This window comes from Pseudochrobactrum sp. XF203 (genome assembly GCF_020341615.1).
GTDB lineage: Bacteria > Pseudomonadota > Alphaproteobacteria > Rhizobiales > Rhizobiaceae > Pseudochrobactrum > Pseudochrobactrum saccharolyticum.
Genome location: NZ_CP084393.1, coordinates 97413 through 119655, shown reverse-complemented (window position 1 = coordinate 119655; position 22243 = coordinate 97413). Strand labels below are relative to the sequence as shown.

28 protein-coding genes, 1 tRNA gene and 1 riboswitch are annotated in these 22243 nt (G+C 49.2%); of the genes, 15 read left to right on the top strand and 14 right to left on the bottom strand.

Features of this window, described 5'->3' with window-relative positions; translation table 11 throughout:
• The first annotated feature begins 4 nt into the window (after nucleotides 1-4).
• Nucleotides 5-706 carry an LrgB family protein gene (locus LDL70_RS16385; protein WP_151159474.1) on the top strand — a complete coding sequence of 234 codons (702 nt, stop codon included), beginning with the start codon at nucleotides 5-7 and terminating at the stop codon, nucleotides 704-706.
• Between the two features lie 37 nt (nucleotides 707-743).
• On the opposite strand, the gene LDL70_RS16380 is transcribed toward LDL70_RS16385, so the two are convergent.
• The 4 genes from LDL70_RS16380 to gcvT all read right to left on the bottom strand — a co-directional run bounded on the left by LDL70_RS16380 (nucleotide 744) and on the right by gcvT (nucleotide 6689).
• On the bottom strand, nucleotides 744-2135 hold the full coding sequence (locus tag LDL70_RS16380; protein ID WP_225689064.1) for an amino acid permease: 1392 nt from the start codon (nucleotides 2133-2135) through the stop codon (nucleotides 744-746).
• Nucleotides 2136-2392: 257 nt separating this feature from the next.
• Nucleotides 2393-5197, bottom strand: a complete 2805-nt coding sequence (gcvP, locus tag LDL70_RS16375; RefSeq protein ID WP_116088417.1) for an aminomethyl-transferring glycine dehydrogenase — start codon at nucleotides 5195-5197, stop codon at nucleotides 2393-2395.
• A 3-nt stretch (nucleotides 5198-5200) separates the two neighbouring features.
• On the bottom strand, nucleotides 5201-5569 hold the full coding sequence (gcvH, locus tag LDL70_RS16370; RefSeq protein ID WP_022711596.1) for a glycine cleavage system protein GcvH: 369 nt from the start codon (nucleotides 5567-5569) through the stop codon (nucleotides 5201-5203).
• Between the two features lie 4 nt (nucleotides 5570-5573).
• On the bottom strand, nucleotides 5574-6689 hold the full coding sequence (gcvT, locus tag LDL70_RS16365) for a glycine cleavage system aminomethyltransferase GcvT (protein ID WP_225689062.1): 1116 nt from the start codon (nucleotides 6687-6689) through the stop codon (nucleotides 5574-5576).
• Nucleotides 6690-6836: 147 nt separating this feature from the next.
• Nucleotides 6837-6922, bottom strand: a riboswitch (glycine riboswitch).
• Nucleotides 6923-7386: 464 nt separating this feature from the next.
• Here gcvT and LDL70_RS16360 point away from each other — a divergent pair.
• Nucleotides 7387-7462: transfer RNA gene (locus LDL70_RS16360), tRNA-Phe, on the top strand.
• A 406-nt stretch (nucleotides 7463-7868) separates the two neighbouring features.
• Here LDL70_RS16360 and LDL70_RS16355 read toward each other — a convergent pair.
• Together LDL70_RS16355 and LDL70_RS16350 are read right to left on the bottom strand one after the other, a co-directional pair.
• The gene (locus tag LDL70_RS16355) at nucleotides 7869-8318 is read right to left on the bottom strand and encodes a hypothetical protein (RefSeq protein WP_225689060.1); all 450 of its coding nucleotides are present in this window, start codon (nucleotides 8316-8318) and stop codon (nucleotides 7869-7871) included.
• Nucleotides 8315-8689, bottom strand: coding sequence for an HNH endonuclease (locus LDL70_RS16350; RefSeq protein ID WP_225689058.1), 375 nt, complete (start codon nucleotides 8687-8689; stop codon nucleotides 8315-8317). The genes LDL70_RS16355 and LDL70_RS16350 overlap by 4 nt, the downstream gene beginning before the upstream one ends.
• 68 nt (nucleotides 8690-8757) lie before the next feature.
• Between LDL70_RS16350 and LDL70_RS16345 the strand changes: the two genes are divergently transcribed.
• Nucleotides 8758-8934, top strand: a complete 177-nt coding sequence (locus LDL70_RS16345; protein WP_175576110.1) for a hypothetical protein — start codon at nucleotides 8758-8760, stop codon at nucleotides 8932-8934.
• Nucleotides 8935-8942: 8 nt separating this feature from the next.
• On the opposite strand, the gene LDL70_RS16340 is transcribed toward LDL70_RS16345, so the two are convergent.
• From LDL70_RS16340 to LDL70_RS16325, 4 genes are read right to left on the bottom strand one after another with little or no spacing between them, the layout of a single operon-like run.
• Nucleotides 8943-9941, bottom strand: a complete 999-nt coding sequence (locus tag LDL70_RS16340) for a recombinase RecT (protein ID WP_225689056.1) — start codon at nucleotides 9939-9941, stop codon at nucleotides 8943-8945.
• A gap of 2 nt (nucleotides 9942-9943) precedes the next feature.
• Nucleotides 9944-11074 (bottom strand): PD-(D/E)XK nuclease-like domain-containing protein, encoded by a 1131-nt coding sequence (locus LDL70_RS16335; RefSeq protein WP_225689055.1) that lies wholly within the window; start codon nucleotides 11072-11074, stop codon nucleotides 9944-9946.
• Nucleotides 11074-11286 carry a hypothetical protein gene (locus tag LDL70_RS16330; protein ID WP_225689054.1) on the bottom strand — a complete coding sequence of 71 codons (213 nt, stop codon included), beginning with the start codon at nucleotides 11284-11286 and terminating at the stop codon, nucleotides 11074-11076. Before LDL70_RS16330 ends, LDL70_RS16335 begins: the two co-directional genes overlap by 1 nt.
• A gap of 10 nt (nucleotides 11287-11296) precedes the next feature.
• The gene (locus LDL70_RS16325) at nucleotides 11297-11644 is read right to left on the bottom strand and encodes a hypothetical protein (RefSeq protein WP_225689053.1); all 348 of its coding nucleotides are present in this window, start codon (nucleotides 11642-11644) and stop codon (nucleotides 11297-11299) included.
• Nucleotides 11645-12253: 609 nt separating this feature from the next.
• Here LDL70_RS16325 and LDL70_RS16320 point away from each other — a divergent pair.
• Complete coding sequence (locus LDL70_RS16320) at nucleotides 12254-12757, top strand: DUF488 family protein (RefSeq protein ID WP_225689046.1); 504 nt, start codon at nucleotides 12254-12256, stop codon at nucleotides 12755-12757.
• On the opposite strand, the gene LDL70_RS16315 is transcribed toward LDL70_RS16320, so the two are convergent.
• From LDL70_RS16315 to LDL70_RS16305, 3 genes are all read right to left on the bottom strand, one after another.
• Nucleotides 12740-13573 carry a hypothetical protein gene (locus tag LDL70_RS16315; protein WP_225689044.1) on the bottom strand — a complete coding sequence of 278 codons (834 nt, stop codon included), beginning with the start codon at nucleotides 13571-13573 and terminating at the stop codon, nucleotides 12740-12742. The two genes, LDL70_RS16320 and LDL70_RS16315, sit on opposite strands and share 18 nt — an antisense overlap.
• Before the next feature lie 97 nt (nucleotides 13574-13670).
• Nucleotides 13671-14030, bottom strand: a complete 360-nt coding sequence (locus LDL70_RS16310; RefSeq protein WP_225689042.1) for a hypothetical protein — start codon at nucleotides 14028-14030, stop codon at nucleotides 13671-13673.
• Between the two features lie 36 nt (nucleotides 14031-14066).
• Nucleotides 14067-14819: a LexA family transcriptional regulator gene (locus LDL70_RS16305; protein ID WP_225689245.1), complete on the bottom strand. Its 753-nt coding sequence runs from the start codon at nucleotides 14817-14819 to the stop codon at nucleotides 14067-14069.
• Between the two features lie 80 nt (nucleotides 14820-14899).
• Here LDL70_RS16305 and LDL70_RS16300 point away from each other — a divergent pair, with 80 nt between their 5' ends.
• Nucleotides 14900-15124, top strand: coding sequence for a carph-isopro domain-containing protein (locus LDL70_RS16300; protein ID WP_225689040.1), 225 nt, complete (start codon nucleotides 14900-14902; stop codon nucleotides 15122-15124).
• Between the two features lie 100 nt (nucleotides 15125-15224).
• On the opposite strand, the gene LDL70_RS16295 is transcribed toward LDL70_RS16300, so the two are convergent.
• Nucleotides 15225-15410, bottom strand: a complete 186-nt coding sequence (locus LDL70_RS16295) for a hypothetical protein (protein ID WP_225689038.1) — start codon at nucleotides 15408-15410, stop codon at nucleotides 15225-15227.
• 74 nt (nucleotides 15411-15484) lie between these two features.
• Between LDL70_RS16295 and LDL70_RS16290 the strand changes: the two genes are divergently transcribed.
• The 10 genes from LDL70_RS16290 (at nucleotide 15485) to LDL70_RS16245 (ending at nucleotide 22139) form a co-directional block, all read left to right on the top strand.
• Nucleotides 15485-15871: a hypothetical protein gene (locus tag LDL70_RS16290; RefSeq protein ID WP_213600152.1), complete on the top strand. Its 387-nt coding sequence runs from the start codon at nucleotides 15485-15487 to the stop codon at nucleotides 15869-15871.
• Entirely contained in the window at nucleotides 15868-16398 is a 531-nt protein-coding gene (locus tag LDL70_RS16285) for a hypothetical protein (RefSeq protein ID WP_225689036.1), read from the top strand. The genes LDL70_RS16290 and LDL70_RS16285 overlap by 4 nt, the downstream gene beginning before the upstream one ends.
• A 107-nt stretch (nucleotides 16399-16505) precedes the next feature.
• Complete coding sequence (locus tag LDL70_RS16280; protein ID WP_225689034.1) at nucleotides 16506-16784, top strand: hypothetical protein; 279 nt, start codon at nucleotides 16506-16508, stop codon at nucleotides 16782-16784.
• Nucleotides 16784-17377, top strand: a complete 594-nt coding sequence (locus LDL70_RS16275) for a hypothetical protein (RefSeq protein WP_225689032.1) — start codon at nucleotides 16784-16786, stop codon at nucleotides 17375-17377. The genes LDL70_RS16280 and LDL70_RS16275 overlap by 1 nt, the downstream gene beginning before the upstream one ends.
• Nucleotides 17374-18135 (top strand): DNA cytosine methyltransferase, encoded by a 762-nt coding sequence (locus LDL70_RS16270; RefSeq protein WP_370637858.1) that lies wholly within the window; start codon nucleotides 17374-17376, stop codon nucleotides 18133-18135. Before LDL70_RS16275 ends, LDL70_RS16270 begins: the two co-directional genes overlap by 4 nt.
• Entirely contained in the window at nucleotides 18132-19574 is a 1443-nt protein-coding gene (locus LDL70_RS16265) for a DnaB-like helicase C-terminal domain-containing protein (protein ID WP_225689030.1), read from the top strand. The genes LDL70_RS16270 and LDL70_RS16265 overlap by 4 nt, the downstream gene beginning before the upstream one ends.
• A 9-nt stretch (nucleotides 19575-19583) precedes the next feature.
• Complete coding sequence (locus tag LDL70_RS16260; RefSeq protein WP_151159490.1) at nucleotides 19584-20000, top strand: hypothetical protein; 417 nt, start codon at nucleotides 19584-19586, stop codon at nucleotides 19998-20000.
• Complete coding sequence (locus LDL70_RS16255; protein ID WP_225689029.1) at nucleotides 19972-20592, top strand: hypothetical protein; 621 nt, start codon at nucleotides 19972-19974, stop codon at nucleotides 20590-20592. Before LDL70_RS16260 ends, LDL70_RS16255 begins: the two co-directional genes overlap by 29 nt.
• Nucleotides 20593-20676: 84 nt before the next feature.
• Nucleotides 20677-21213 carry a lipocalin family protein gene (locus LDL70_RS16250; protein WP_225689027.1) on the top strand — a complete coding sequence of 179 codons (537 nt, stop codon included), beginning with the start codon at nucleotides 20677-20679 and terminating at the stop codon, nucleotides 21211-21213.
• 389 nt (nucleotides 21214-21602) lie between these two features.
• On the top strand, nucleotides 21603-22139 hold the full coding sequence (locus LDL70_RS16245; RefSeq protein WP_225689025.1) for a hypothetical protein: 537 nt from the start codon (nucleotides 21603-21605) through the stop codon (nucleotides 22137-22139).
• Nucleotides 22140-22243: the final 104 nt, after the last annotated feature.

Here is a 22243-nt window from a genome sequence, read left to right as displayed (position 1 = left end):
GATCATGGACTATCTCACCCCCGCACTCGGAATGATGGTGCTGTGGTCTGCGGCAACGATCCTGTTCTATCTGCTGGCGAAAAAGCTTTACCGTCGCTGGCCGCGTGTCTGGTTTTCACCGCTCATTGCCGCACCGGTTTTGCTGATTGCGGCGGTGCTGCTGATGCGCACCAGCTATGCGGAATATAATAGCGCAACACACTGGCTGGTGATGTTGCTTGGTCCTGCAACCGTTGCTTTTGCGGTGCCGATTTATGAACAACGGGCAGTCATCCGGCAATATTGGCCGGTTCTGTTGTTTGGTGTGCTGGTCGGCAGTTCTGTTGCCATTCTCTCGGCATGGGGGCTGGCTTCGCTGCTCAGTCTCGACGGCAGTCTGCGGCTCAGTCTGATCCCGCGTTCTGTGACCTCGCCTTTTGCCATGGCTTTGTCGGAAGATATTGGCGGTATTCCTAATCTGACGGCTTTGTTTGTGGTGGTGACCGGTGTGATTGGCGCCGCACTCGGCGATACAATCCTGCGTTTTCTGCCGTTGAAATCCGGCCTTGCCCGGGGTGCTCTGTTCGGCATGGGCGCGCATGGTGCAGGTGTGGCCAAAGCTCAGCAACTGGGTAAAGAAGAAGGCACCATTGCTGGTCTGGTGATGGTGCTGGTTGGTCTGGTCAATGTCTTTGCCGCACCGCTGATACGCTGGATTTTGTTGTAATAAAAAAGGCCACTCTGACGAGTGGCCTTTTCAGTTTTTATACGCTTTTCTTGCGCATGAAGAAATAGATCACGCCGAGCAGGACAAACCATACCGGTGTAATCAGCAGTGCCTGTGCCGTATCAGCCTGCTGTGCCAATGCCCAGAGGATGAAAGCAAAGAAAGCAAATACCATAATAATGGCTGCATAGCCGCCCGGCATTTTGAAGTTTGATTTTGCATGGAGATCAGGACGCTTACGGCGATATTGCACATAAGATGCCAGAATGATCGACCAGACAAAGATAAACAGCAGAGCCGAAATCGTGGTCACAATGGTGAAAGCTTCAATAATGCTCTGTCCTGCGTAAAGCAGCACAACACCTGCCAGCAGGAATGTGCAGGAGAAGAACAGCGCATTGACCGGCACATGACGGTGGTTCAGCTTGCCCAGTGTTTTTGGTGCCAGAGCATAGCTTGCCAGACCAAAAATCATACGCGATGTCGAGTAAATACCGGAATTGGCGCTGGAAGCCGCAGAGGTCAGTACCACGAAATTCACCACATGCGCGGCAATGCCGAGACCAGCCAGCGAGAACATGGCGACAAACGGACTGCTCGACGGGTCAACCTGGTTCCAAGGCATCACAGTCATGATGACAAAGAGCGAACCGAGATAGAACAGAACAATACGCACAGGGATTGAATTGATCGCCTTTGGCAGATTGCGCTCCGGATTTTCGGTTTCAGCAGCGGCGGTACCAACAAGCTCAATACCGACAAAAGCGAAAACCGCGATCTGGAAACCGGCAACAAAACCGAAGAAACCATTCGGGAAGAAGCCACCCTGATCCCACAAATGGGTAATGGAAGCCGCAGTACCGTTTGGTGACACATAACCGGAACTGAGCATGACAACGCCGGTAATAATCAGCGCAACAATGGCAACAATCTTAATCAGCGCGAACCAGAATTCGATTTCACCGAAATTGCGCACATTCGGCAAGTTCAGCGCAACCAGAACCACGATCAGGCCGAGTGCGGGAATCCACAAGGCCAGTTCAGGGAACCAGAACGACATATAACCGGCAACGGCCACAACATCAGCAATACCGGTAACAATCCAGCACAGCCAATAGGTCCAACCGGTAAAAAACTGCGCCCATGATCCGAGATAATCACCGGCAAAATCAGCAAAAGAGCGATAATTCAGATTGGACAGTAACAGCTCGCCCAAAGCGCGCATTACGAAAAACAGCATAAAGCCGATAATCGCATAGACCAGCAGGATTGACGGGCCTGCGAGCGAAATTGTTTTGCCCGAGCCCATGAAAAGGCCGGTACCAATAGCTCCGCCGATGGCGATCAGCTGCAAATGGCGGTTTTTGAGATTACGGGCAAGATGCGGCTCTTCCTCTTGGGAATGCGGGTGCCCCGATGCAGTATCCATTCAGTATGCCTCACAATTCATCTGCCAGAATATTTTCCCTCCTGAAATCCAAGAAAATACACTGGTTAGTTTTCTGCATGCTTTGCCGGTGCAGGATGATTCCACAGCACCGGCAAACACCCTGAGCGCTTACTCCCCCCGCTTTAAGAGGGAAAGTAAAATTTGCATGAGGTTAGACTAATGTCGCATAAGGCGGTGCCGTGGTTTGTCGGACAAAAGAAAAGGCCCTGATTTTCATCAGGGCCTTTCTGATTGTTTTAGTCTGTATAAGCATCCATCGGCGGGCAGGAGCAAACCAGATTGCGGTCGCCGCCTACGTTGTCGATGCGCGATACCGGAGCCCAATATTTGGAAGCCGGATCCATATTTTTCGCAGGGAAGGCTGCTTCCTTACGGGAATACGGATGTTTCCAGTCGTCGAGCATGGTGTCTGCAACGGTGTGCGGTGCATTGGCCAGCGGATTGTCATCCTGCGGCCACTCACCGGCTTCGACCTTAGCCGCTTCCTTGGCGATGGAGATCATAGCGTCGCAAAGACGATCCACTTCAGCCTTGGATTCGGATTCGGTCGGTTCAACCATCAGCGTACCGGCAACCGGCCATGACATGGTCGGGGCGTGGAAACCGTAATCGATCAGACGCTTGGCAACATCTTCAACGGTCACACCGGCTTTGTCTTTCAACACGCGGGTGTCAACGATGCACTCATGCGCAACGCGATTGTTCGCACCGGTATAAAGGATCGGATAATGATCCTTCAGGCGCTCAGCAATGTAGTTGGCATTGAGAATGGCCACTTCCGTTGCATTTTTCAAACCGGCGCCGCCCATCATACGGATATACATCCATGTGATAACGAGGATAGACGCACTGCCGAATGGTGCAGCGGAAACCGCATTGTCGCTGCCTGCGTTCACGTGACCTGGCAGGAATGGTGCCAGATGTGCGCCAACGCCGATCGGGCCGATGCCCGGGCCGCCGCCGCCATGCGGAATGCAGAAAGTTTTATGCAGGTTCATGTGGCAAACGTCAGCACCGATATCGGCCGGACGTGCCAGACCAACGAGTGCATTGAGGTTCGCACCGTCGAAGTAAACCTGACCACCATTCGCGTGAATGATTGTGCAGATTTCACGGATGGTTTCTTCAAACACACCGTGTGTGGACGGATAGGTGATCATCAGCGCCGACAGCGTATCACGATACTGTTCTGCCTTGGCTTTCAGATCGGCCACATCAATGTCACCGTCTTCAAGACAGTTAACGACAACCACTTTCATGCCTGCCATCTGCGCACTGGCCGGATTAGTACCATGTGCGGAAGACGGGATAAGGCAGATATTGCGGTTTTCGTCACCATTGGCGCGGTGATAACGACGGATTGCCAGAAGACCGGCATATTCGCCCTGACTACCGGCATTCGGCTGCAGGGATACAGCGTCAAAACCGGTCACTTCGCAAAGCCATGCTTCGAGATTGTCGGTCAGAACCTTGTAGCCTTCCAGATGCGCCTGTGGTGCAAAAGGATGCAGACCACCGACGGTCGGCCATGAGACCGGCATCATTTCAGCAGCAGCATTCAGCTTCATGGTGCAGGAGCCGAGCGGGATCATCGCACGGTCAAGCGCCAGATCCTTGTCTGCCAGCTTGCGCAGGAAACGCATCATTTCGGTTTCTGAACGATAGCTGTGGAATGCAGCCTGTGTCAGGAAATGTTCGTCACGCGGCGCATCAGGCAACAGACGGGCTGCTTTTTCAACAGGCTTTGCACCAAACAATGCAACCAGAGCCAGATAATCATCTTCCAGCGAGGTTTCATCGAAAGTGACAGACACAGTATCAGCATCAATGACGCGGATCAGGCGGTCGCCTGCCAGCGCCTTGTCAGCATAATCCTGTGCTTTGCCTTTAACCGTTACAGTCACTGTATCAAACAGCTGCTCACCGGCCAGTTCAAAACCGGCAGCTTTGAGCGAGGCTGCAAAACGGGCAGTGATCGCATGAACGGCATCAGCAATAGCCTGCAGGCCTTTAGGGCCGTGCCAGATTGCATAAGATGCAGCCATATTGGCCAGCAGTGCCTGAGCAGTACAGATATTCGATGTCGCTTTATCGCGGCGAATATGCTGTTCGCGGGTCTGCAGCGCCAGACGATAGGCCGGACGGCCATGTGCATCGAGCGACTGACCGACGATACGGCCCGGAATGATACGGGTGAGGTTTTCTTTCACGCCGAGATAAGCAGCGTGAGGACCACCATTGCCCATTGGCACGCCGTAGCGTTGCATGGAACCGACAGCAATATCGGCACCCCATGAGCCCGGAGACTGCGTGATGGTCAGCGCCAGAGGATCGGCAACGGCCACAACCAGAGCACCGGTCTGTTTGGCGCTGGCGATAATACGGGTGAAATCACCGTAAACGCCGCGTGTATCCGGCCAAGGAATGATCACCGCAGCGGTTGTGGTATCCACTTCGCCGCCAACTTCAATGATCATGCCATGCGGTTCTGCACGGGTGTTCAAAACATCCAGTGTTTGCGGGTGCAATTCACCGGCAATCACCATTTTCGGACGTTTTTCGCGGTGATGGCGATAGGCAATACCAACAGCTTCAGCAACGGCGGTTGCTTCATCCAGCAGCGATGCACAGGCAACCGGCAGGCCGGTCAGTTCTGTCACCAGTGTCTGGAAGTTGAACAGCAGCTCAAGGCGACCCTGACTGATTTCAGCCTGATAGGGTGTATAGGCTGTGTACCATGCCGGATTTTCAAACAGGTTGCGCTGAATAACCGGCGGCACATGGGTGCCGTGATAACCCGCACCGTAGAAGCTTTTGGCAACTACGTTGCGCCCCATAATGCCGGACAGCTCACTGAGAGCTGCGGCTTCATCAAGCGGAGCAGGCAGGTTGAGTGCGCGGTCAAGACGAATTGACTGCGGCACTGCCTGACTGATGAGAGCGTCCAGCGACGGCAGACCAAGCGCCGACAGCATTTCCTGCTGTTCACTGGCGCGAGGGCCGATATGGCGCTCTACAAAAGGAAGAGATGATGATGCCATGATTTAGCCAACCAGTGCCTGATAACCGGCAGCGTCGAGCAGACCTTCGAGCTGAGCTGCATCGGAGATTTTCATCTTCCACAGCCAGCCTTCGCCTTCTGCCGCGCTGTTGACGAGCGCAGGATTGCCATTGAGTTCTTCGTTGATTTCAATGACTTCACCGTTAAGCGGAGCATACACATCGGATGCAGCTTTTACAGACTCAACCACAACAATGGCTTCGCCTTTTTCCACAACGCGTTCAACTTCAGGCAGTTCTACGAATACGAGGTCGCCGAGCTGTTCCTGAGCGTGGTTGGTGATGCCGACAGTTGCAATGTCGCCTTCAACGCTGAGCCATTCATGATCTTCGGTAAAAAAGATTTTAGGCATGCGATTATCCTTTGTGATAGCGAGGTTGGGTAAATGGAAGTGTATGGACGTCTACAGGCACTTTATTGCCGCGGACTTCCGCAAAAAGACGTGTGCCCGGTTCTTTCAGATCGGCTCTGACATAACCCATGGCAACAGGGAAACCGGCTGAAGGGCCGAAGCCGCCGGACGTGATTTCACCGACTTCGCTGCCGGCTTCATCAAACAGCTTGGTGCCGGCGCGAACCGGCTGACGGCCTTCCGGCTTGATGCCGACGCGGCGCTTTTCAGGGCCGTTAGCAATCAGTTCCAGAACTTTAGCGGCGGCAGGGAAAGCGGCGGTTTCGCGTACAGCTTTGGTGATTGCCCATGTCAGACCGGCAGATACCGGATCGATGGTTTCAGTGATGTCCTGACCATGCAGGCAAAGACCGGCTTCAAGGCGCAGACTGTCGCGGGCGGCAAGGCCGATCCATGCAACGCGGGAATCGCCCAGCAGAGATTTCGCCAGTGCCTGTGCATCGCTGAGCGGTGCGGCAATTTCAAAACCGTCTTCACCGGTATAACCGGAGCGGGTAACGAACCAGCCCTGTTTAGGCTCAAAACCATGCATGAATTTCAGCTCTTCAACGCTGAAACCGAGATCAGATGCGAGGCTTTTCATAACATCAGCAGCCTGCGGGCCCTGAATGGCAAGCAGGACGCGGTCAAGCGGGGTTACTGTGCAGTTGAGACCTGCAGCACCTTTTTGGAAATGCGCAATATCAATATCGGCATTACCGGCATTGGCAACAATCATGAAACGTTCGTCACCCAGACGGGTCACGATCAGGTCATCAATGATGCCTGCGTCATTATTCATCAGGAATGTATATTTCGACTGGCCTTCATTGAGTTTGGTGACATCAATCGGGCACAGCTTTGCAAACAACGCGGCAGCATCGCTGCCTGAAACTTCAATGAGTTTCATATGTGAGATGTCGAACAGACCAGCCTGTTCACGTGTATGAACATGCTCTTTCATCACGCCAAGCGGATAAGTCAGCGGCATGTTCCAACCGGCAAAGCCGCCGAAACGGGCACCGGATGCAATATGTAATTCTTCCAGCGGAAGCGTTTTTAAAGAAGATGTATCGCCCATTTTTCACTCCAGAGACACACGTCCGCCTTCCGCAAAAGCGGAAAGCCATGATGTACCCCTCTGTCGGAAGCCTGAGAGACTCGCAAGCCTGTTGAGGCTTACTTACACCTTCGGCGCGGGGTTTCCCCCGACTTTCCAGAGTTGCCTTGCTTTTCTGCGGTTCTTGGTACCTGAGAGATTTCGGGCGATTTCCCCTTCGGTGGCCGTTACCGGCACTCTCCCGCAGACAAACAGGAATCAGGATATGATCCTCTCCTCGACATGCGTGCCTTTTATCGCAGCTGGCTGGTGAAGTCATCTGGAATTATTATAATGCGGCTCTTTGCGCAGTGATTGAATGTCGCGTCTTTTGAAAAAGCGGTTTTGGCAGCGACACAGAATGCACAATATAAGACGTATGGAATTTTCTGCGCTGTCAAAACCACGGCTGAGAATTTTCAACAGGCGGATTCGGGTGATTCACATCTGTTTTTCATCTGCGAGGCAGCGGATTTGTGTGATTTTGAGTTGAGTGCGGGAGTTTGCAAAAGAAAATATCCTTTAAAAATCAAGGAAAATCGGGCTTTTTGAAAATAATTGCCGGTTCGCTGCATAATTTCTGTTCAGGGTGCTGGACAGGCAAAAATTTAATGCTATAAAGCGCTCACATCAGACGGACACCAACACCGTCACGCTGGCCAGACAGGCTTGCAGGGATGCCCGGATAGCTCAGTTGGTAGAGCAGCGGATTGAAAATCCGCGTGTCGGCGGTTCAAATCCGTCTCCGGGCACCACTTAAAAATCCAATAAAATCAAATAATTATAACAATAAGAACAGCGATGATCGTACTGTTTACGTGTTGCATTGTGTTACATGCCAAAACGCGCATTTCTAGGGTTTTCAACATGTTACAAATTACTCCATGCAACACGGATGCAACATATTGAAGCGTTAAAGCCGCCTATCATGGCGGCTTTGTTATTTTGTCAGGTCAGCTATTTTGGTTGACATAAATCACACTGCTTCTTGTTGAGCGATCCAGTTAATAATTGTGGATTTTCGCGCGCAGAGTAAGTCACCGGCTTTAAAGTGGGGGAATGAGCCCTTTGCACATAGATGATAAATTGTTCGCTCAGGAAAGCCGCTGAACTTACTAATCGACTTTGCGCCAATTAAAATGTCGTTTGATAGATTTTCAGTCAATCCTTCCCTCCTTCCGATACGAGTGGTGAGGCGTTGAAAACTTGGCGCTTCAACTCTCGGATTTCCCGCCTTAGCCGGATGATATTGGGTTCAGGGGTTGCAATTTTGGATTGCTCTTGTTTGTCTTCAGCCTTCAATAGCCCTATCTGAACAATCAGCTCATCCCTTGTCATACGGCTGTGCCCCCCAATAGCCGAACCTGATAATGATTGCGCTGTAGGATTCTTATTTTTGAGGTGCTTCCCGTGTCTGAAAGCCGATATGATATGAAGCAAGATGTGAATGGTACTTGGGTTATTATTGATAGAGCTACCGGATTCATAACCATAGTCGATGGCTCTCTGCAGGTTGGTCTTGATAGGGACGCCGCCGACGGTATGGTTGATTTGCTTAATAAGCTTGATCGGGAGCTGATGGGCAGCAGTAAACATTAAACTATCTGTCATTGCATGCGCTCCTGTGGCTGGATTGGCTCGTATAGTGAGCGACGCTTCTGAACGATTTTTGTGAGTGCTGGCTTTGGTTGCTTCCGGCCTGCCAGTGCAGACTTTGCTCGTAGAGCGCCGCTTGCCTTGTCACGCTGCCGATCAGATTTTCTGACGCGCCGAATATCGTCAGCCGTCTTTTCAACATGGCAGACACGGCAGAGCAGGCGGCCATTAGCAACTGTTGCCTCGCCACCAAGAGCACAAGGTAAAATGTGATCGACTTCGCCTTCACCGGCTTTTAGTATGGCCGAGCATTTTTCACATTTGCCGTTTGCACGGGTGATGATCTGCGCTTTGATCTTTCGGGTGAATTCTATGCGCTTCGTCATTTTTAACACCACAAAAATTGGAACGTATTTGTCTTTTGTGGGTTGAGTTTTTGAGAAGGAGCAAATTTATGACTCACCCAAAAACTACTGGTAAGAACAAAACTACGAATCTGAATATTGAGACCGTGGAAGAGCCTGCAAATAGTACTGTGAATAAGGAGGGGCAAATTCCTCCCAAAGGACCAAAGGTTGAGAAGCGACTGAAAGAAGCGGTGAATGCCCTTGATGCCCCGACGAAGAAGTAGGTGTTTGCTCATAGCATCACCTCGGTTTCATCAATCTGGGCGATGCCACAGGCATGCTTGATGGCATCCGCAACTTCCATTTCTTGCTTGCACACTGCTTTAAAGTGCATGGCGATTGTTCCCGCTTTCTGATTGGCATACTCAGAAAGAGGATATCCGCCTGCTAGAAAAGCGTTGCATGTCATGCCGATTACAGCCGGGTCATCACCGACGGCGGCCTTTAAGCGATTAATCAGTTCCCGCAGTGAAACCTTGTCCTGATCGGTTAAATGATCAACTACGCTGAAATTGTCGAGGGTGGCGGCTGATGGGGACTGCTCACCACCCTCTGTACCGGCTTCGGACAGGGGAGTATCTGCCGGTATTTCTTGTCCTGCTGTTTCATTAAGTATTTCACCGTCAACTATCACAGTTTCCTGTGCGGCGATTGGTTCGTCCGACAGCGGGTCAGCAATCACTGTTTTTACCTGTGGGGATACATCTTTCATCCGGTCGTATTCATCCGGCTCCATGATGCCTGAAAAGCCAAATGCATAACGTGCAGCTTGAATTGCTGCCTTATGGCGAAGCATACGGTTCGGCCACTTCTTCCACGGATCAGTTTGGCGGAAGCATTCAGACATGTATTCGATTACGGATACCGGTCGTGCACGGTCTTTGCGGTAAATGCGGCATTCAACTGAGTACAGTTTCCCATCATCGCCGTTGCTGTCCTGAAACTCCATGCCGTCGAATTGCGGGTGCGAATTGATCAGGTTCATCCAGCCGTCAATCGAAACGATAGGCTGAATGCCGCCGCGATCAGGAAAGGCATAAATCTCTTTGGTGAGAGGATTGAGCTTGTATTCCTTGGCGACCATCAGGAAGGCTGCAAATTGCTCGTTTGAGCAATCACCTTTGATTACCGTTGCTTTGATAGCTGAAACGAACTCTGTAGGCTCCATGTCGTAACGGGATGCCATGCTATCCACGAGGGAGCGTTTTTGTGCTGGTACGATCTGGTTCATAATTACGATCCCGTCATAAGGCGCTGCTGGTACCAAACCGGCAGGTCAGTTTCGTCTAATTCTTCAAGTGGAGTGGACGGCACCCATGCTGTTTCAGTGCCGAATTCGGCCAGATAGGTGCGGTAATTATCGACCGCCTGCGCGATCATGCTTCGTGCATAACTGAACAGCGGATTGCCAGGGGAGAGCTTGATGCCGTGCGAGATAGGAGCGCCATCTTTCTGCCAAAAGACAAAGACGAATGCGAAAACCTCATTTGCCGCGACCTTCGCCAGCCATTCCGGATCATAGGAGCCGAACACGCGACCTTCATTCAGTAGGCGTTTAAGCTGGCGGCGGCCTTCGGTGTAATGCTCTGCGGAAATGATGTAATCATAACTCGCAACAGCATCGCAGCAGGCTTTGGTGAATTCCTTGTCGGTGCGATTGGCAATGGATTTCAGGTCGGTAATCGCATTCAGCTTGAGATAGTCAAACCGCGCTTTGAACCGTACACCGTCAGCAGTCCAGAATACGGACACTTCGGGCTGACCACCTTCAAAGGCATTGGACAGTGTTGTGTTCGCCTTGATGAAAGCCGATGCAGCAAGGATTTTTGCATAGTCCTTAAACTTGATAAGCTCTTTGCCGGATTTTTGTGCGAGAATGAGTACTTCATCAAATATCGCAGGGCAGTCAGGAAATTGTTTGGCTCGAGCTATTAACTCTGCTTTTGAGCCTGATTTGGATGCCTTTTTTTTAGATAGAAAATCGCGCAGATCATCGGCAGTTTTCAAGCAGCCCTGATAATTGTCAGAGATTGGTTCTGGTGCGTATTTAGCAATAAACTTATCTCGACCTTCCAAAACACATAGGTGCAACTGACGGCCGAAGATTTTAGCAGGCGTATCGTCGTTTTCTTCACGTGCCGGGTTCATCCAGCTTTCCCACCAGAAGTCAGGCGCATTGCCGACAAGCTTTTTCAGGCCTGTGGAACCGAGAGCCTTATCCGCATGATAAACCGCATCGGACATGCCAAAGTAAATTCCATCCGGATGCTCAGTGAAGCCTGCTTTTTCAGCGGCTTTCTGCACGACCTTTACGGACAGGTCGCTAATCGACTGAAACTCATCAAGATCAATCTTGATATCCATCACGCGGCCTCCAATCGGCGCGAACCTGCGGCTTGCAATTCGACTTCAAGTTCAGCGCAGAGCTGCGTCAGGCGTTCGATTTCGACATGAGCGGTAAGCAGAGCCTGCTTGGAATCTTCCTGAATAACTTCGACAACGCGCTCCAGTGCAAGCTTGGTATTGCCGTGATCCCAATAAGCATCCCAGACGCGATCCATGAGTGGTGCTGTCATGGTCACCACCTCATAGAGCTACTTGAGCGAATGAGCGCTCATGGGCTGCAAATTCACGGTTTGAACGGCGCTCAGCTGCAACGATGTTCCCGAAGCTGACGGAATGGCGAAGCCACAATGGTGGATTATCCAGAATATCACCGGTGAAATGCAGAGACACTTCATCGGTAATGTCGGTCACGCGCATTGACTGTTCATCAAACCGGTAAATCTCAATGGCATCATAATCGCCAGCCGCCTTGATAACGTCCGCATAAGTTGCGCCATTGATCAGGCGAGGATCGGCATATTCGTAACCGGAGAATGTCGGGACTTTGAGCATGATGCGCTCGGCGGCATTCAGAGCAATCTTGTTCATTTCATAAAACCCCATCGTGAAAAGCAGATCAGCCCGTGGGCTTCTTCGTGCTGTTGATGGGCCTAACATGGCAATCAACATGAAATATGTCAACATATAAAATGTTAATTGACATAAATTATGTTGATACGTTATGTGTTGATACAGCGGCGCGGTATGCGCTCATTGAAATTTCAGTGGTGACGAGGGTGCAATTCCCTTTGCTGGTGCAGCCACAAGCGCGGGGGTCGAAAGTCCTACGGTGCTGCCAGGAACTGAGGACGAACTGCTGAGAGGCGTTCTAGCATCTGTCCCATTACCGGCTCCGGCCTTCAGGACATGTTACAGATTCCCCTACCTCTGGGAGGACTTTTGTCTTTCTGGGGGTAGGGGGGTCTTTAGCTCGAACCCTTACCTCACCATCCTTCATAACCAAGAAAAACAATAGGTTATGTTAAGGGTTATTAACGTAAGGGCGCTGAGTAGATGATTTACATCATCAAGTTTTGTGAATAACGAGTTCACAGTTTGTTAAAATACGGACTTTTGTGACCTGAAAAGGTAGGGTGGTGATTATTTTTAATATATGTTAACGCCTCAGTGCTCTCCTGCCGGAGAAAGGAATTTGAAATGAAAACCATTTATACTATCGGATACGAAGGTACCGATATTTCTAAATTTATAGAGACATTGCAGGTTGTTGGCATTGAAGTTTTGGCTGACGTCCGTGCACTACCTTTGTCTCGTAAAAAAGGGTTTTCAAAAAATTCTTTGCGTGAGCATCTAGAAGCTGTTGGTATTGAGTATCATTCATACCAAACTTTAGGTGATCCTAAGCCTGGACGTGATGCTGCGAGAGCTGGCAAATATGATGTCTTTCGTAAAATTTATACGGAGCATATTGAAACAGCAGCAGCAGAAGATCGTATCAGCGAACTTGCTCAAACTTCATCTAATAAAGTTACATGCATGTTATGCTTTGAACGCGATCCAAAAACATGCCATCGATCGATAATCGCTGAAAAATTGGTTGGACACGGAATCTCGCATTTTGATTTATATGGAGATGACCCTGTGAAATACGAACGTAATCGACACCTGTTGCCAACATTTCAGTTAGAAGCTGCCGAATAAGTCTCCAGTCGTTGGTATTGGTAAATCTTTTGGTGGGTAAATTAAGCTTATTATTAGCCATTGCCATTGGTATTGATGCATATTGCCCATAAAGAAGATTAAATCTCTGGAGGACATAAATGTTACCATTTGGTCTCGGAATGGTTTTTCCCAGTGTTCTTTGTGTTTTTGAACGCAATTCCAGTATAAGGCCCCAACCTCCCAATCAACGATTTTGTGTTTGTATTCTTTTTCTTCACCATTTACATCGCAGATATAGCGATAATAAAAATCGTAAGGTAGTTTTCTGAGTAATTTTATTTCTGTTTCGTCGCCACTATCAAAAAGGTCTGATTGATCCTTACGGCGTAACAATTTATTTAATTCTAAGTCGGTCCAATTTGGATTTTGAACCGGTATGATTAGTAGTTCAATAATACGTCTTGGTTTTAAAAATGCTAATGAAGTATTGTGCTTAGCGCGAAACTCCTCAAGGTCATCAAAGCTTGTGAATTGACAGGCGCCCTCAATAGCCGCCCTACGATCTTTCCAGTTGTTCTTCGTTGATATAGCCTCTGGATCACATGAAATAGCATCCACATTGACTGTATGAGACTCAGGGCGATGATCTTTTTTAGCTTTGTTAATTTGGATGCGTGCCCATTGCCATTTTTTGAATTGATCTTGTTTTCGAATTAAACGAAATGGAATTGGATAGAGACGAACAAATTGTTTTTGCTCATTGATTGCCGCAACGCAGGAGGTCTCAGCATACTTTCCGCTTGGGGAAGGATATGTTTTACATAGAATTAGCAGTTTTTCCCATTTTGCAGCCATCTCCCTCCTCCTCTTTGCCTATCAGCCCCGAATATCAGAATATTAATTTTAGTGGTTGATGCAAATTTTTATACTCAAGCTCACACTGAAAGAGTATTCATTTATTTTGTGATGAGCTATTAGCACTTCCTTCATCTCTTATTGAATTTGCAATTATACCAATTAATTTGCATAAATATTGGGTAATTAGACCAGTAAGTCCAATTATAAATATCAATATTATTGAGTATTCAAGTTCGCTTGTATTGACGTATTTTTCTTGTAATTTGGAGGCGCCAATTAGTCCTGAGTTGTAACCATGCATATATGATACTACTAATAATGAGGCGCAGGTTATAATCATTGCAAACATTTGGCTATACTGGCTAAAACTTTTGGGTGCCTTGTATGCCCAACTATATAAAGCGCCTGCTATGGTCACAGCTAACGCAGATAGAGCAATAATTTCAGTTTGCATATAAACGCCCCTGCCTCTTTGAGGTGAATATTAAGATTATTTTCGCGCAATATGCCCGCAGATACGGCCAATGATCGTCAGCTTGTCTAGTTCCACTGAAAATGTCTCAAGGATTGGATTGTCCGAGATAATCTTCACTTGTTTCGGATCGCTGAATGGCACTTTTTGCAGCCGCTTGATCTGGGGCGGTTCATCGTCATAGCTGATCGCATAGACGGTATCCGCGCTCATTGTATCCTGTGATAGGTCAACAATAACTCGATCACCGGGCAGATATGTCGGCTGCATTGAATCGCCGATCACTTCCATAATGGTGCTGTGGCGCGGTGATGCTTTGATTTCATCCTGCAGGTAATCAACCGGAATAAGCCATTCGCGGATTACCTTGTGGCCGGATACACTGTTATCGCCGACCGGCAGATTAATCACTTCACCAATCGTACCATTTCCAGCACCAAGCTTTACATCAAGCTCAGGTATTGCTCCGGCGGTGTGTGGCTTCCAGTGTTCCCGCGTATATCCGTTGCCATGATTTTCATCATCATCAGGGTCAAAGCTTGAGACGAGGCGAGGTTTGGAGGTGGCTTGCTCTGCACCTGCACCTGTTAGGAGATATGCTGCAGTTGTGCCGAACTTCCGAGCATATCGGTCGGCTTCTTCTGGGCCAAATTCATTTTGACCGTTCTCATGTGCACGATAAGTCGATGCGGAAACTCCAAGGGCTTCAGCTGCTTTCGTTGCGGATGTGAAATTTGCTCGAGAGCGTGCTGCTCTGAGTCTATCGCCCATTGTTTCCATGAATCAACATTCGCAAAATACACAACATAAATCATGTTGACATATCAACATTAATCGTGTTGATTGTTGATATGAAAACGATCAATGAGTTGTACGAGAAATTTGGTGGGAGTGGTGCGGTTGCAAGAGCAATCCGTGTAAAGCCTTCTGCAGCCTCTGAAATGAGACGTAGAAAGTCCATTCCTGTTCGATATTGGCCTCTCTTGATTGAGCAGGCTGCCACGGCAGGCATGCTTCTGGACAATGACATGTTGGTTCAGATGCATGTTGCACAGATAGCTGATGCGGCCGCTTAAAACAGTTTCCATGTCTAATTTGCTTCCCCCGCTTAACTGACATGGAAAAGGGCTGGCGCGACAACTCCTCCCATCGCGCCAGCCCCACAGATTACCTGCCTCAATTCTGGTCTGAAAAATTATCGTCCAGTGTGAACGGGTCATTTGAATTGGCGGGTTTCAGGCGATTACCGTCACCTTTCTCCCACCAGTAAATCCCGCAGTTCAGGAGCGTAGTGTCACCTGAAAGCGGCAGTTCGAGTTGCACCGGCAATTTGTTTCTCAAGCGTTTCACCGGTGCTTTCATTTCATTCGGTTCCTTTCTGACACCTCCGGACAAACCGGCGTTTCCCGATATCAACGTAGCAAGGGAATTCGTGCATGTGGTGCAAAGAAAGTAAGCAGAAGGTGCATGAAGTTATGTGTAGCGCCGATTTAGCGAACCGGTACGTCCGGAAGATAGTTGCGAAAGAAACGAGAGGTTGGGGTGATCAAGAAAACGCTATGCGGCGCATTGGTAGCCGTTACGGGATTTCTTTCTGGTCGCTGAACAACATCCGAATAGGCAGAGCAAAGACGGTGGATGCCAGTCTCTTTGCTCGTATCAGGGCGGCGTATGTCGATGTTTGTGAAGAACAACTGAGACGGCTGCAGCATGAAATCGCAGTCGAGAAAGCGATTAATCCGCATGTTTCTCTGGAGGATATTGAGAGCGAGGCTGAGACTTTGGCTGCACTCTTTAAAGCAAAAAAGGACGCAAAAGCATGACAGCAAAAACAGGACATAATTCCCAACTGACACAGAATGATCGTAAGGCATTATTCTTCAATCATATGCGTAAACGTATGGTTCACAATGCGAAACTGGCAGAAGTGAACAAGGCCAAAAAAGAAGATGGTAAAATTGCTCAGTCCGAAGGCGTTGTTCTTGGTGATCTAGACTTTGCAATCAAAGCACTGAATGCCGACGACAAAGCCACAGTGACGGATCGCTATCTCAATCAGGGCACTATCCTGACATGGCTTAATCTTGTTCCCGGCTTTCAGTCGGATTTGCTGCGTGACCGTGCACCAGCAATCGAACGGATTGAAGGTGAGGGCGAACTGGCTGGCCTTGCAGGCAAAGACCCGAAAAGCCCACACGATGCCGGTTCTGATGAAGATGCGGCATGGCTGCGTGGTTGGGACAAGGGGCAGAAATTTATGCGCGATAATCTCCAGTCTGCCATGGAAAAAATCAATTCGGAATCTGACGAAGATGCCGATCCGGACTTTCCGGATCAGGAGGCGGCGTGAAAGAGCAGCCTTCTGTTGCTGAGCTGATCATGCTGGCGGCGGCCTGTTATTTCGTGGCCGCTGCTCTGATCGTAGCTCCATTATATCTCTGGATAATTGGGTAAATAATGACAACCGCGCCAGCCTTACAGCAAGATAATGAGACTCGTGATTATCGCCTGCGCGTCTACATGCGCGCAAATTCAGGCAGTTGGATTGCCCGTGGCAACATCATGCATGCTTGCGGTTTTGATAATCCGAAATCACAGCCGGTCGGCGCTTATGTCCAGTTCCAAAATAGTCTAATCCGCGTGAACCAGCAGCTTAAAGCTGAGGGTTTGAAGATTGCCCGATCTGAGGATGGCGCGGAAATCTATTCTCTCATTTCGACTCTGGAGGCCGTGTGATGGCACTTATTCTTGGGCTTGATGTAGCTACGACTACTGGCCTAGCGTGGTATGAACCAAGCTCCTCACTCTCTTCCATCAAGGCGGGTTCTATCAAGGCTATTGGTACAAGCCCAGAAGAAAAAGCAGAATCCTTAGCTCAACAACTTGTTACGATGCTGAAAGCAGAGCGTCCCGATTTCGTTGCGATTGAAGAACCGCTTCGAAACATTAAGACCTATAAGAAGACAATTCAGACCTTATACGGCCCCAAAGTCATACACACGGTCAATCCTAACCAGATGCTTTTGTACGCTCTCATTGGCGCTGTAGTGAGTATAATCGGTGCGTACCGTCTGCCTTGGCAAACAATTCCTCCTGCAACATGGCGCAAGAGTTTTTTTGGGGCTGGGTTCAAGCCACCAGTTAAAATTACCCATAAGGATGGCGAGGATCCACAAGAGGAAAAATTATGGAAAAAAGCTGCTCGTGACCGCTGTAACCAGCTGAAAATCAAAGTCACCAATGTTGATATGGCCGAAGCTGTTGGCATCGCCTTTGCAGCCTCAAAAACACAGACATTTAAGATGCTGAGTATGAGGGCGGCGGCATGAGCGCTTACTACAATGAATTTGATCCGTATGCCGCCCAATGGCTGCGGAATCTAATCAAAGCCGGTCACATCGCGGACGGCGAAGTTGATGAAAGGAGCATTGTAGATGTTCATGCAGACGACCTCAAAGGTTTCACACAATGCCACTTCTTCGCCGGTATTGGTGGATGGTCACTTGCAGCTCGACTTGCTGGATGGCCTGATGAACGACCACTCTGGACAGGTTCATGCCCCTGCCAGCCGTTCAGTGTTGCCAACCTCACCGACGCAAAAAACAAAGGAAGCGCAGATCCAAGGCACTTATGGCCTGAATTTTATCGGCTCATCCGCATCGTACAACCTTCAGCAATCTTTGGAGAACAGGTTAAAGACGCGATTGCGTGGGGATGGCTCGATGAGGTTTTCGGGGACTTGGAGAGTGCTGGTTACGCCTGCGGGGCGACAATTGTCCCAGCTAGTGCCGTCGAGGCAGATCATGAAAGACAACGGTTATTTTGGGTGGCCGACTGCAGTGGCGCGGGATGGAAAAGATATAAGCAGATCGAATGTTCATCTGTCGGCGAGAGCTCGTCACTCTCCATCAATAGCAGCCCGTTTGTTGATGCAAGGCGCGCCATGGCAGGCAATTACAGCCACTTATTGTTTGATGATGGGGTATCCGTTGGCGTGGAACGCGCTGCGACCAAGGGTTACGGCAACGCAATTGTCCCGCAACTCGCAGCAGAAATAATCAGATCTTATCAGGAGGCGCGGCAATGACTTATCATCATTCATCTATCGAGCCCAAGCTTCCTGATGCGATTGAGCACGAGCAGTATCTGCTTGGCAGTATCTTTCTGGATAATTCATCGTATTGGCGCGTTGCCGGTTTTTTGAAGCCCGAGCATTTCTCAAATGAGCATCATGCTGATGTTTATGCCAAAGCAGCAAAGATGATCAGTGAGGGGCGCATCGCTAATCCGGTGACACTCAAGCCGTATATCAATGCAGAATTGAAAATCAGTGATGATCTGAACCTGTATCAATACCTTATCCGGCTTTCGAGTGAAGCTGTGGGAAATATGAGCGTCTATGACTGGGGGCGGGGCATTCTTGAAGTCTGGTCACGCCGCCAGATTTATATGCTGGCACAATCGTTGATTGATCAGACAGTATCCATGCCGATTGATACCAGCCCTGCAAAACTGATTGCAGGAGCGGCAGATCGCTTGACTGAAATCTCCCGTGAAGGTGATGAACGTGCCGGTTCCATGAAATACGGTGTCTTGTTGCCAAAGGCGATTGAGCGGGTTGCTAAGGCCAGTCTTGAGCAGAATACGCTGTTACCGTGGTTCCTGCCGGAGATTACGCAAGTCGCCGGAGAAATCCGCCGTGGTAACCTGATCGGCTTCATGTCTGATAGTGGCGGCGGCAAAACCAGCTTTAGCCTGCAACAATGCCGCCATGCAGCAACAGCCGGTTTCAAGTCAGCATTCTTCTCCATTGAAATCACGGATGAAGAAGCGGCGCTACAGGCAGCGGCGCAAGCAAGCCGGATCAGTCTTGGCCGATTGGATTCCTATTCACTGAACACGAAAGAGCAGGGGAGCATTGAGGCTGAGCTTATGAAGTCCATGAACTTGCCATTCGATATCGTGGCGTTCTCTGACTGCACCCTGTCTGACATTCGTATCAAGATGGAAGCAATGAAGCGCTCTGCCGGACTGGATCTGGTCATTATCGACCATGCCAAGATGATTAATCTTCCGGGTAAATCGAATGAGCTTTTCGCTGAACGCGTGAATGCATTGTATCGCGGGCTTAAGGCACTGGCGAAATCTCTTGATGTGGCAATCGTTATCCTGATCCAGCGCAATGAAGAATGGAAAGGCCGCTGGAAAGCCAAGGGGAATATCCGGCCAATGATGGGCGATGCGTATGGCGGTGGCGGTGTAAAGCAGAACCTTGATGTGTGGTTTTCTCTCTATCGGCCGGAACCGCTCTACAAAGAGCTTATCCCGCAGGAGACGCATCAGGAGCGCCGCGACGAGTTAGTCCGGAAGTATGATGCCAGTCGCGGCAAAGCTGCTGTGATCAATCACAAGCGCCGCCGTGGCGAACCCAATCAGGATGCGCAAATTCTGTTCGATGCGGAATATACGGTGTTCCGCTCACCGCAGGAAGAAACTGCGCAAGCCTCTTTCGATGCAATGTTCTGATGGTGGTGCATGGCAAAAGGGAAACTTGATACGCTTCTGGACGGTCTGGGTATTAAGCTGGTGCCGATCTACCGACGCCGAGCTGCAGCACAGAGCCACGCCAGAGGTACAATGCATGAAATCCGTAACAGCTATGGTGATGGTCACCTGATCTTTGTTTTGCGGTGTATCCGGCAGACCAACAATAACCGTGACGAGTTATGGTCGGAAACCATCGGGGCAATCTCTGATGTGCTTATCCAGCGCCCAGATTGGGCGGAACGAGCCGGCGACGCGCTTGATGCCTTTGATCAGATTCCACTAGGTGTTTTGCGCGGTGAAGCTGTAGCGCGACGGCCTTGGCCAGTCCGGCCGACATTGAGAACTTTAATTTACAAGCAATTGGAGGTCATACTTGATGAGCCAGAAATCCGCCTTGACCTTTAATCAGCTGAATGAAAACGCTGCACTCATTATGGAGCTATCATTTGTGGTTCGTGCACGGATCATTGAAGCGGCAGACACGATGCTGCATTTGAATGTTGGTATGATCCGGCCATCTGCAGTTCGGACATTCTGGCCTACATATCAGGATGAAACTATCGGCGGGCATTCTTTGGGTTATGGAAATAACGGAAGCAATATTAGATATGTGCCATCCAGCAAGGCAATTAGCAGAGCTGAGGAAGTGTTATACTATTGGGTTCCGGAGTATGTGCACGATATCGAGCGCCGATTGATCCTTTCACAGTATGCCATGTGTATGGCGGCGCCGAAAAAGGTGGGGTCATTCCGGTCATTCTGCGAAAAAACGGGTCGTGTTCGTAGGACTGCAGAGCGACGCTTAGATGCTCAGATAATTGATTTAGCCGCGATCATTTGGAAAAAAGCCCAATCCTTACAATGCCCTGACTGGTCAAGGGTGTCGCCAATGCTGCCAAAATCAGGTATAGATTTAGGTAAGATGGCAACAGTCATGCATTGGATGAGTGAAGGGGCAAAACCAATTCATAATCCGGAAATGCAAGAGGCAGCTTAAAGGCTGCCTTTTTGTTTTTCGTTTGCAGCTAAAGGAACTACACCCAGTTAGATGCGTTCATTTTATAACTGACAGGAGTTTGTTATGAACGCAAAAAAGCTATTATTGGCCGCAGTGGGTTTGTTCGCAGGATATAAGCTATATAAAGCTTCCCACCCTGAAATTCCCGAAAATGTGTCCCCGGTTACTGGTTTCGAGCTTGATCGATATCTAGGTAAGTGGTTTGAAGTCGCGCGCGTTGATAACAGATTTGAAAAAGGTCTGATTAAAACAACCGCTGAATACACGCTTAATGGTGATGGCACAGTGAATGTGCTTAACAGCGTTGTTGATGAAAATTCTGGTAGATATAAGCGTGCATCGGGAACGGCTGAATTCGTGCGCGATAAATATGAAGGCGCTCTTAAAGTCTCGTTCTTTGGCCCATTTTATGGTGGCTATAACATTGTGGCACTTGATGAAGATTATCGTTGGGCAATTATTGTTGGTTCAAGTCCAAAATATTTTTGGGTTCTATCACGCACAGCAGAGGTTCCTAAGGAGTTGAAGGAGCGAGCAATTAAGGTTGCATCAGAGGTAGGAGTTACCTCTGACAAACTTAACTGGGTACAGCAGAATTAAAAAATCGGTTGTATCCTTGTTTAGAACACAATCGCTATCTATGTTGGTTTCATAGACGTTGCTATGCAGCGCGTTTCTCACAGCGCTCACAAACGTCTTCATCAATTTAAACCTTTGACCACGGATGTACTGGCACTGGTAATTAAATGGTGAGTAGGAAGGTCGGTGCAGAGTTGCCCCGGCCTTTTTTATTGCCTTAATTTATACTAATAAATTTAAATATAATTGAGTAAAATCATAAGTTTAACTGGTTATATTGACGGCATAGAAATGAATGATAATGATTATCATGCTCGGTTTTTATGAGCTATGACAGCATTAAACGAACCCTGACAGTTTACCCCCTGTCGGGGTTTTTTATTGTCCAAACATGGAGAGAGTGAATAGTTATGTCCGGTGATATCGTCATCACAAAGGACGGCATTTATGATACCTTTGGCAAAGCCCTGAACGTCGCAGGTGAGGGAAAAGCTAAACGTATATTTGCAAATGCTCTTAACCGAGGCGGCGACATGGCGCGGACACAGGTCAAGCGTTCCCTCGTCAGTCAGACCGGAATTAAATACGGCTTAATTAATAAGGCCGTTGAAACAAAACGGGCTAACCCGAATAAACTTTCTTACTCCCTTGAAGCGACTGGTAATGAGATGAACCTCAACCTCTTCGCAGCAAGGCAAGGTAAGAAAGGCGTAAGCGCTGCGCCTTGGAAACAGCGCCGAGTTTTCAAATCCACATTCATCGTGCCTGCTTATGATGGCAAGGTTTATAAACGTACCAGTCCAGAACGCGGGCCAGTCGAACCGCTGTTCGGTCCCAACATTGCGAGAGAGATCACCAAAGATCCAACCGTAGCTAAGTGGAAGCAAGTCGACGGGTTTACCATGAAGCGCGTCGAGCACGAGCTCATACGCCTGTTCAAGTGGTAGGCGATGCGCCAGAGGGAAAGTCACATAGAGGGCCGCAGACGAGCAAGGTGTAACGAGCTACATCAAAGTCATTCGTTTGCCTTCACCGCTCTGTGCGCCTCTGC

What these genes read in the sequence shown, in the direction of transcription:
- LDL70_RS16315 (WP_225689044.1), bottom strand. Translation starts at nt 13,573, where the DNA reads ATGGCTGCAAAATGGGAAAAACTGCTAATTCTATGTAAAACATATCCT.
- gcvT (WP_225689062.1), bottom strand. Translation starts at nt 6,689, where the DNA reads ATGGGCGATACATCTTCTTTAAAAACGCTTCCGCTGGAAGAATTACAT.
- LDL70_RS16320 (WP_225689046.1), top strand. Translation starts at nt 12,254, where the DNA reads ATGAAAACCATTTATACTATCGGATACGAAGGTACCGATATTTCTAAA.
- LDL70_RS16340 (WP_225689056.1), bottom strand. Translation starts at nt 9,941, where the DNA reads ATGAACCAGATCGTACCAGCACAAAAACGCTCCCTCGTGGATAGCATG.
- LDL70_RS16265 (WP_225689030.1), top strand. Translation starts at nt 18,132, where the DNA reads ATGACTTATCATCATTCATCTATCGAGCCCAAGCTTCCTGATGCGATT.
- LDL70_RS16310 (WP_225689042.1), bottom strand. Translation starts at nt 14,030, where the DNA reads ATGCAAACTGAAATTATTGCTCTATCTGCGTTAGCTGTGACCATAGCA.
- LDL70_RS16285 (WP_225689036.1), top strand. Translation starts at nt 15,868, where the DNA reads ATGACAGCAAAAACAGGACATAATTCCCAACTGACACAGAATGATCGT.
- LDL70_RS16325 (WP_225689053.1), bottom strand. Translation starts at nt 11,644, where the DNA reads ATGAACAAGATTGCTCTGAATGCCGCCGAGCGCATCATGCTCAAAGTC.
- LDL70_RS16330 (WP_225689054.1), bottom strand. Translation starts at nt 11,286, where the DNA reads ATGACAGCACCACTCATGGATCGCGTCTGGGATGCTTATTGGGATCAC.
- LDL70_RS16380 (WP_225689064.1), bottom strand. Translation starts at nt 2,135, where the DNA reads ATGGATACTGCATCGGGGCACCCGCATTCCCAAGAGGAAGAGCCGCAT.
- LDL70_RS16350 (WP_225689058.1), bottom strand. Translation starts at nt 8,689, where the DNA reads ATGACGAAGCGCATAGAATTCACCCGAAAGATCAAAGCGCAGATCATC.
- gcvP (WP_116088417.1), bottom strand. Translation starts at nt 5,197, where the DNA reads ATGGCATCATCATCTCTTCCTTTTGTAGAGCGCCATATCGGCCCTCGC.
- LDL70_RS16260 (WP_151159490.1), top strand. Translation starts at nt 19,584, where the DNA reads ATGGCAAAAGGGAAACTTGATACGCTTCTGGACGGTCTGGGTATTAAG.
- LDL70_RS16295 (WP_225689038.1), bottom strand. Translation starts at nt 15,410, where the DNA reads ATGAAAGCACCGGTGAAACGCTTGAGAAACAAATTGCCGGTGCAACTC.
- LDL70_RS16355 (WP_225689060.1), bottom strand. Translation starts at nt 8,318, where the DNA reads ATGACAGATAGTTTAATGTTTACTGCTGCCCATCAGCTCCCGATCAAG.
- gcvH (WP_022711596.1), bottom strand. Translation starts at nt 5,569, where the DNA reads ATGCCTAAAATCTTTTTTACCGAAGATCATGAATGGCTCAGCGTTGAA.
- LDL70_RS16385 (WP_151159474.1), top strand. Translation starts at nt 5, where the DNA reads ATGGACTATCTCACCCCCGCACTCGGAATGATGGTGCTGTGGTCTGCG.
- LDL70_RS16345 (WP_175576110.1), top strand. Translation starts at nt 8,758, where the DNA reads ATGACTCACCCAAAAACTACTGGTAAGAACAAAACTACGAATCTGAAT.
- LDL70_RS16300 (WP_225689040.1), top strand. Translation starts at nt 14,900, where the DNA reads ATGAAAACGATCAATGAGTTGTACGAGAAATTTGGTGGGAGTGGTGCG.
- LDL70_RS16270 (WP_370637858.1), top strand. Translation starts at nt 17,374, where the DNA reads ATGAGCGCTTACTACAATGAATTTGATCCGTATGCCGCCCAATGGCTG.
- LDL70_RS16245 (WP_225689025.1), top strand. Translation starts at nt 21,603, where the DNA reads ATGTCCGGTGATATCGTCATCACAAAGGACGGCATTTATGATACCTTT.
- LDL70_RS16280 (WP_225689034.1), top strand. Translation starts at nt 16,506, where the DNA reads ATGACAACCGCGCCAGCCTTACAGCAAGATAATGAGACTCGTGATTAT.
- LDL70_RS16250 (WP_225689027.1), top strand. Translation starts at nt 20,677, where the DNA reads ATGAACGCAAAAAAGCTATTATTGGCCGCAGTGGGTTTGTTCGCAGGA.
- LDL70_RS16305 (WP_225689245.1), bottom strand. Translation starts at nt 14,819, where the DNA reads ATGGGCGATAGACTCAGAGCAGCACGCTCTCGAGCAAATTTCACATCC.
- LDL70_RS16335 (WP_225689055.1), bottom strand. Translation starts at nt 11,074, where the DNA reads ATGGATATCAAGATTGATCTTGATGAGTTTCAGTCGATTAGCGACCTG.
- LDL70_RS16255 (WP_225689029.1), top strand. Translation starts at nt 19,972, where the DNA reads ATGAGCCAGAAATCCGCCTTGACCTTTAATCAGCTGAATGAAAACGCT.
- LDL70_RS16275 (WP_225689032.1), top strand. Translation starts at nt 16,784, where the DNA reads ATGGCACTTATTCTTGGGCTTGATGTAGCTACGACTACTGGCCTAGCG.
- LDL70_RS16290 (WP_213600152.1), top strand. Translation starts at nt 15,485, where the DNA reads ATGTGGTGCAAAGAAAGTAAGCAGAAGGTGCATGAAGTTATGTGTAGC.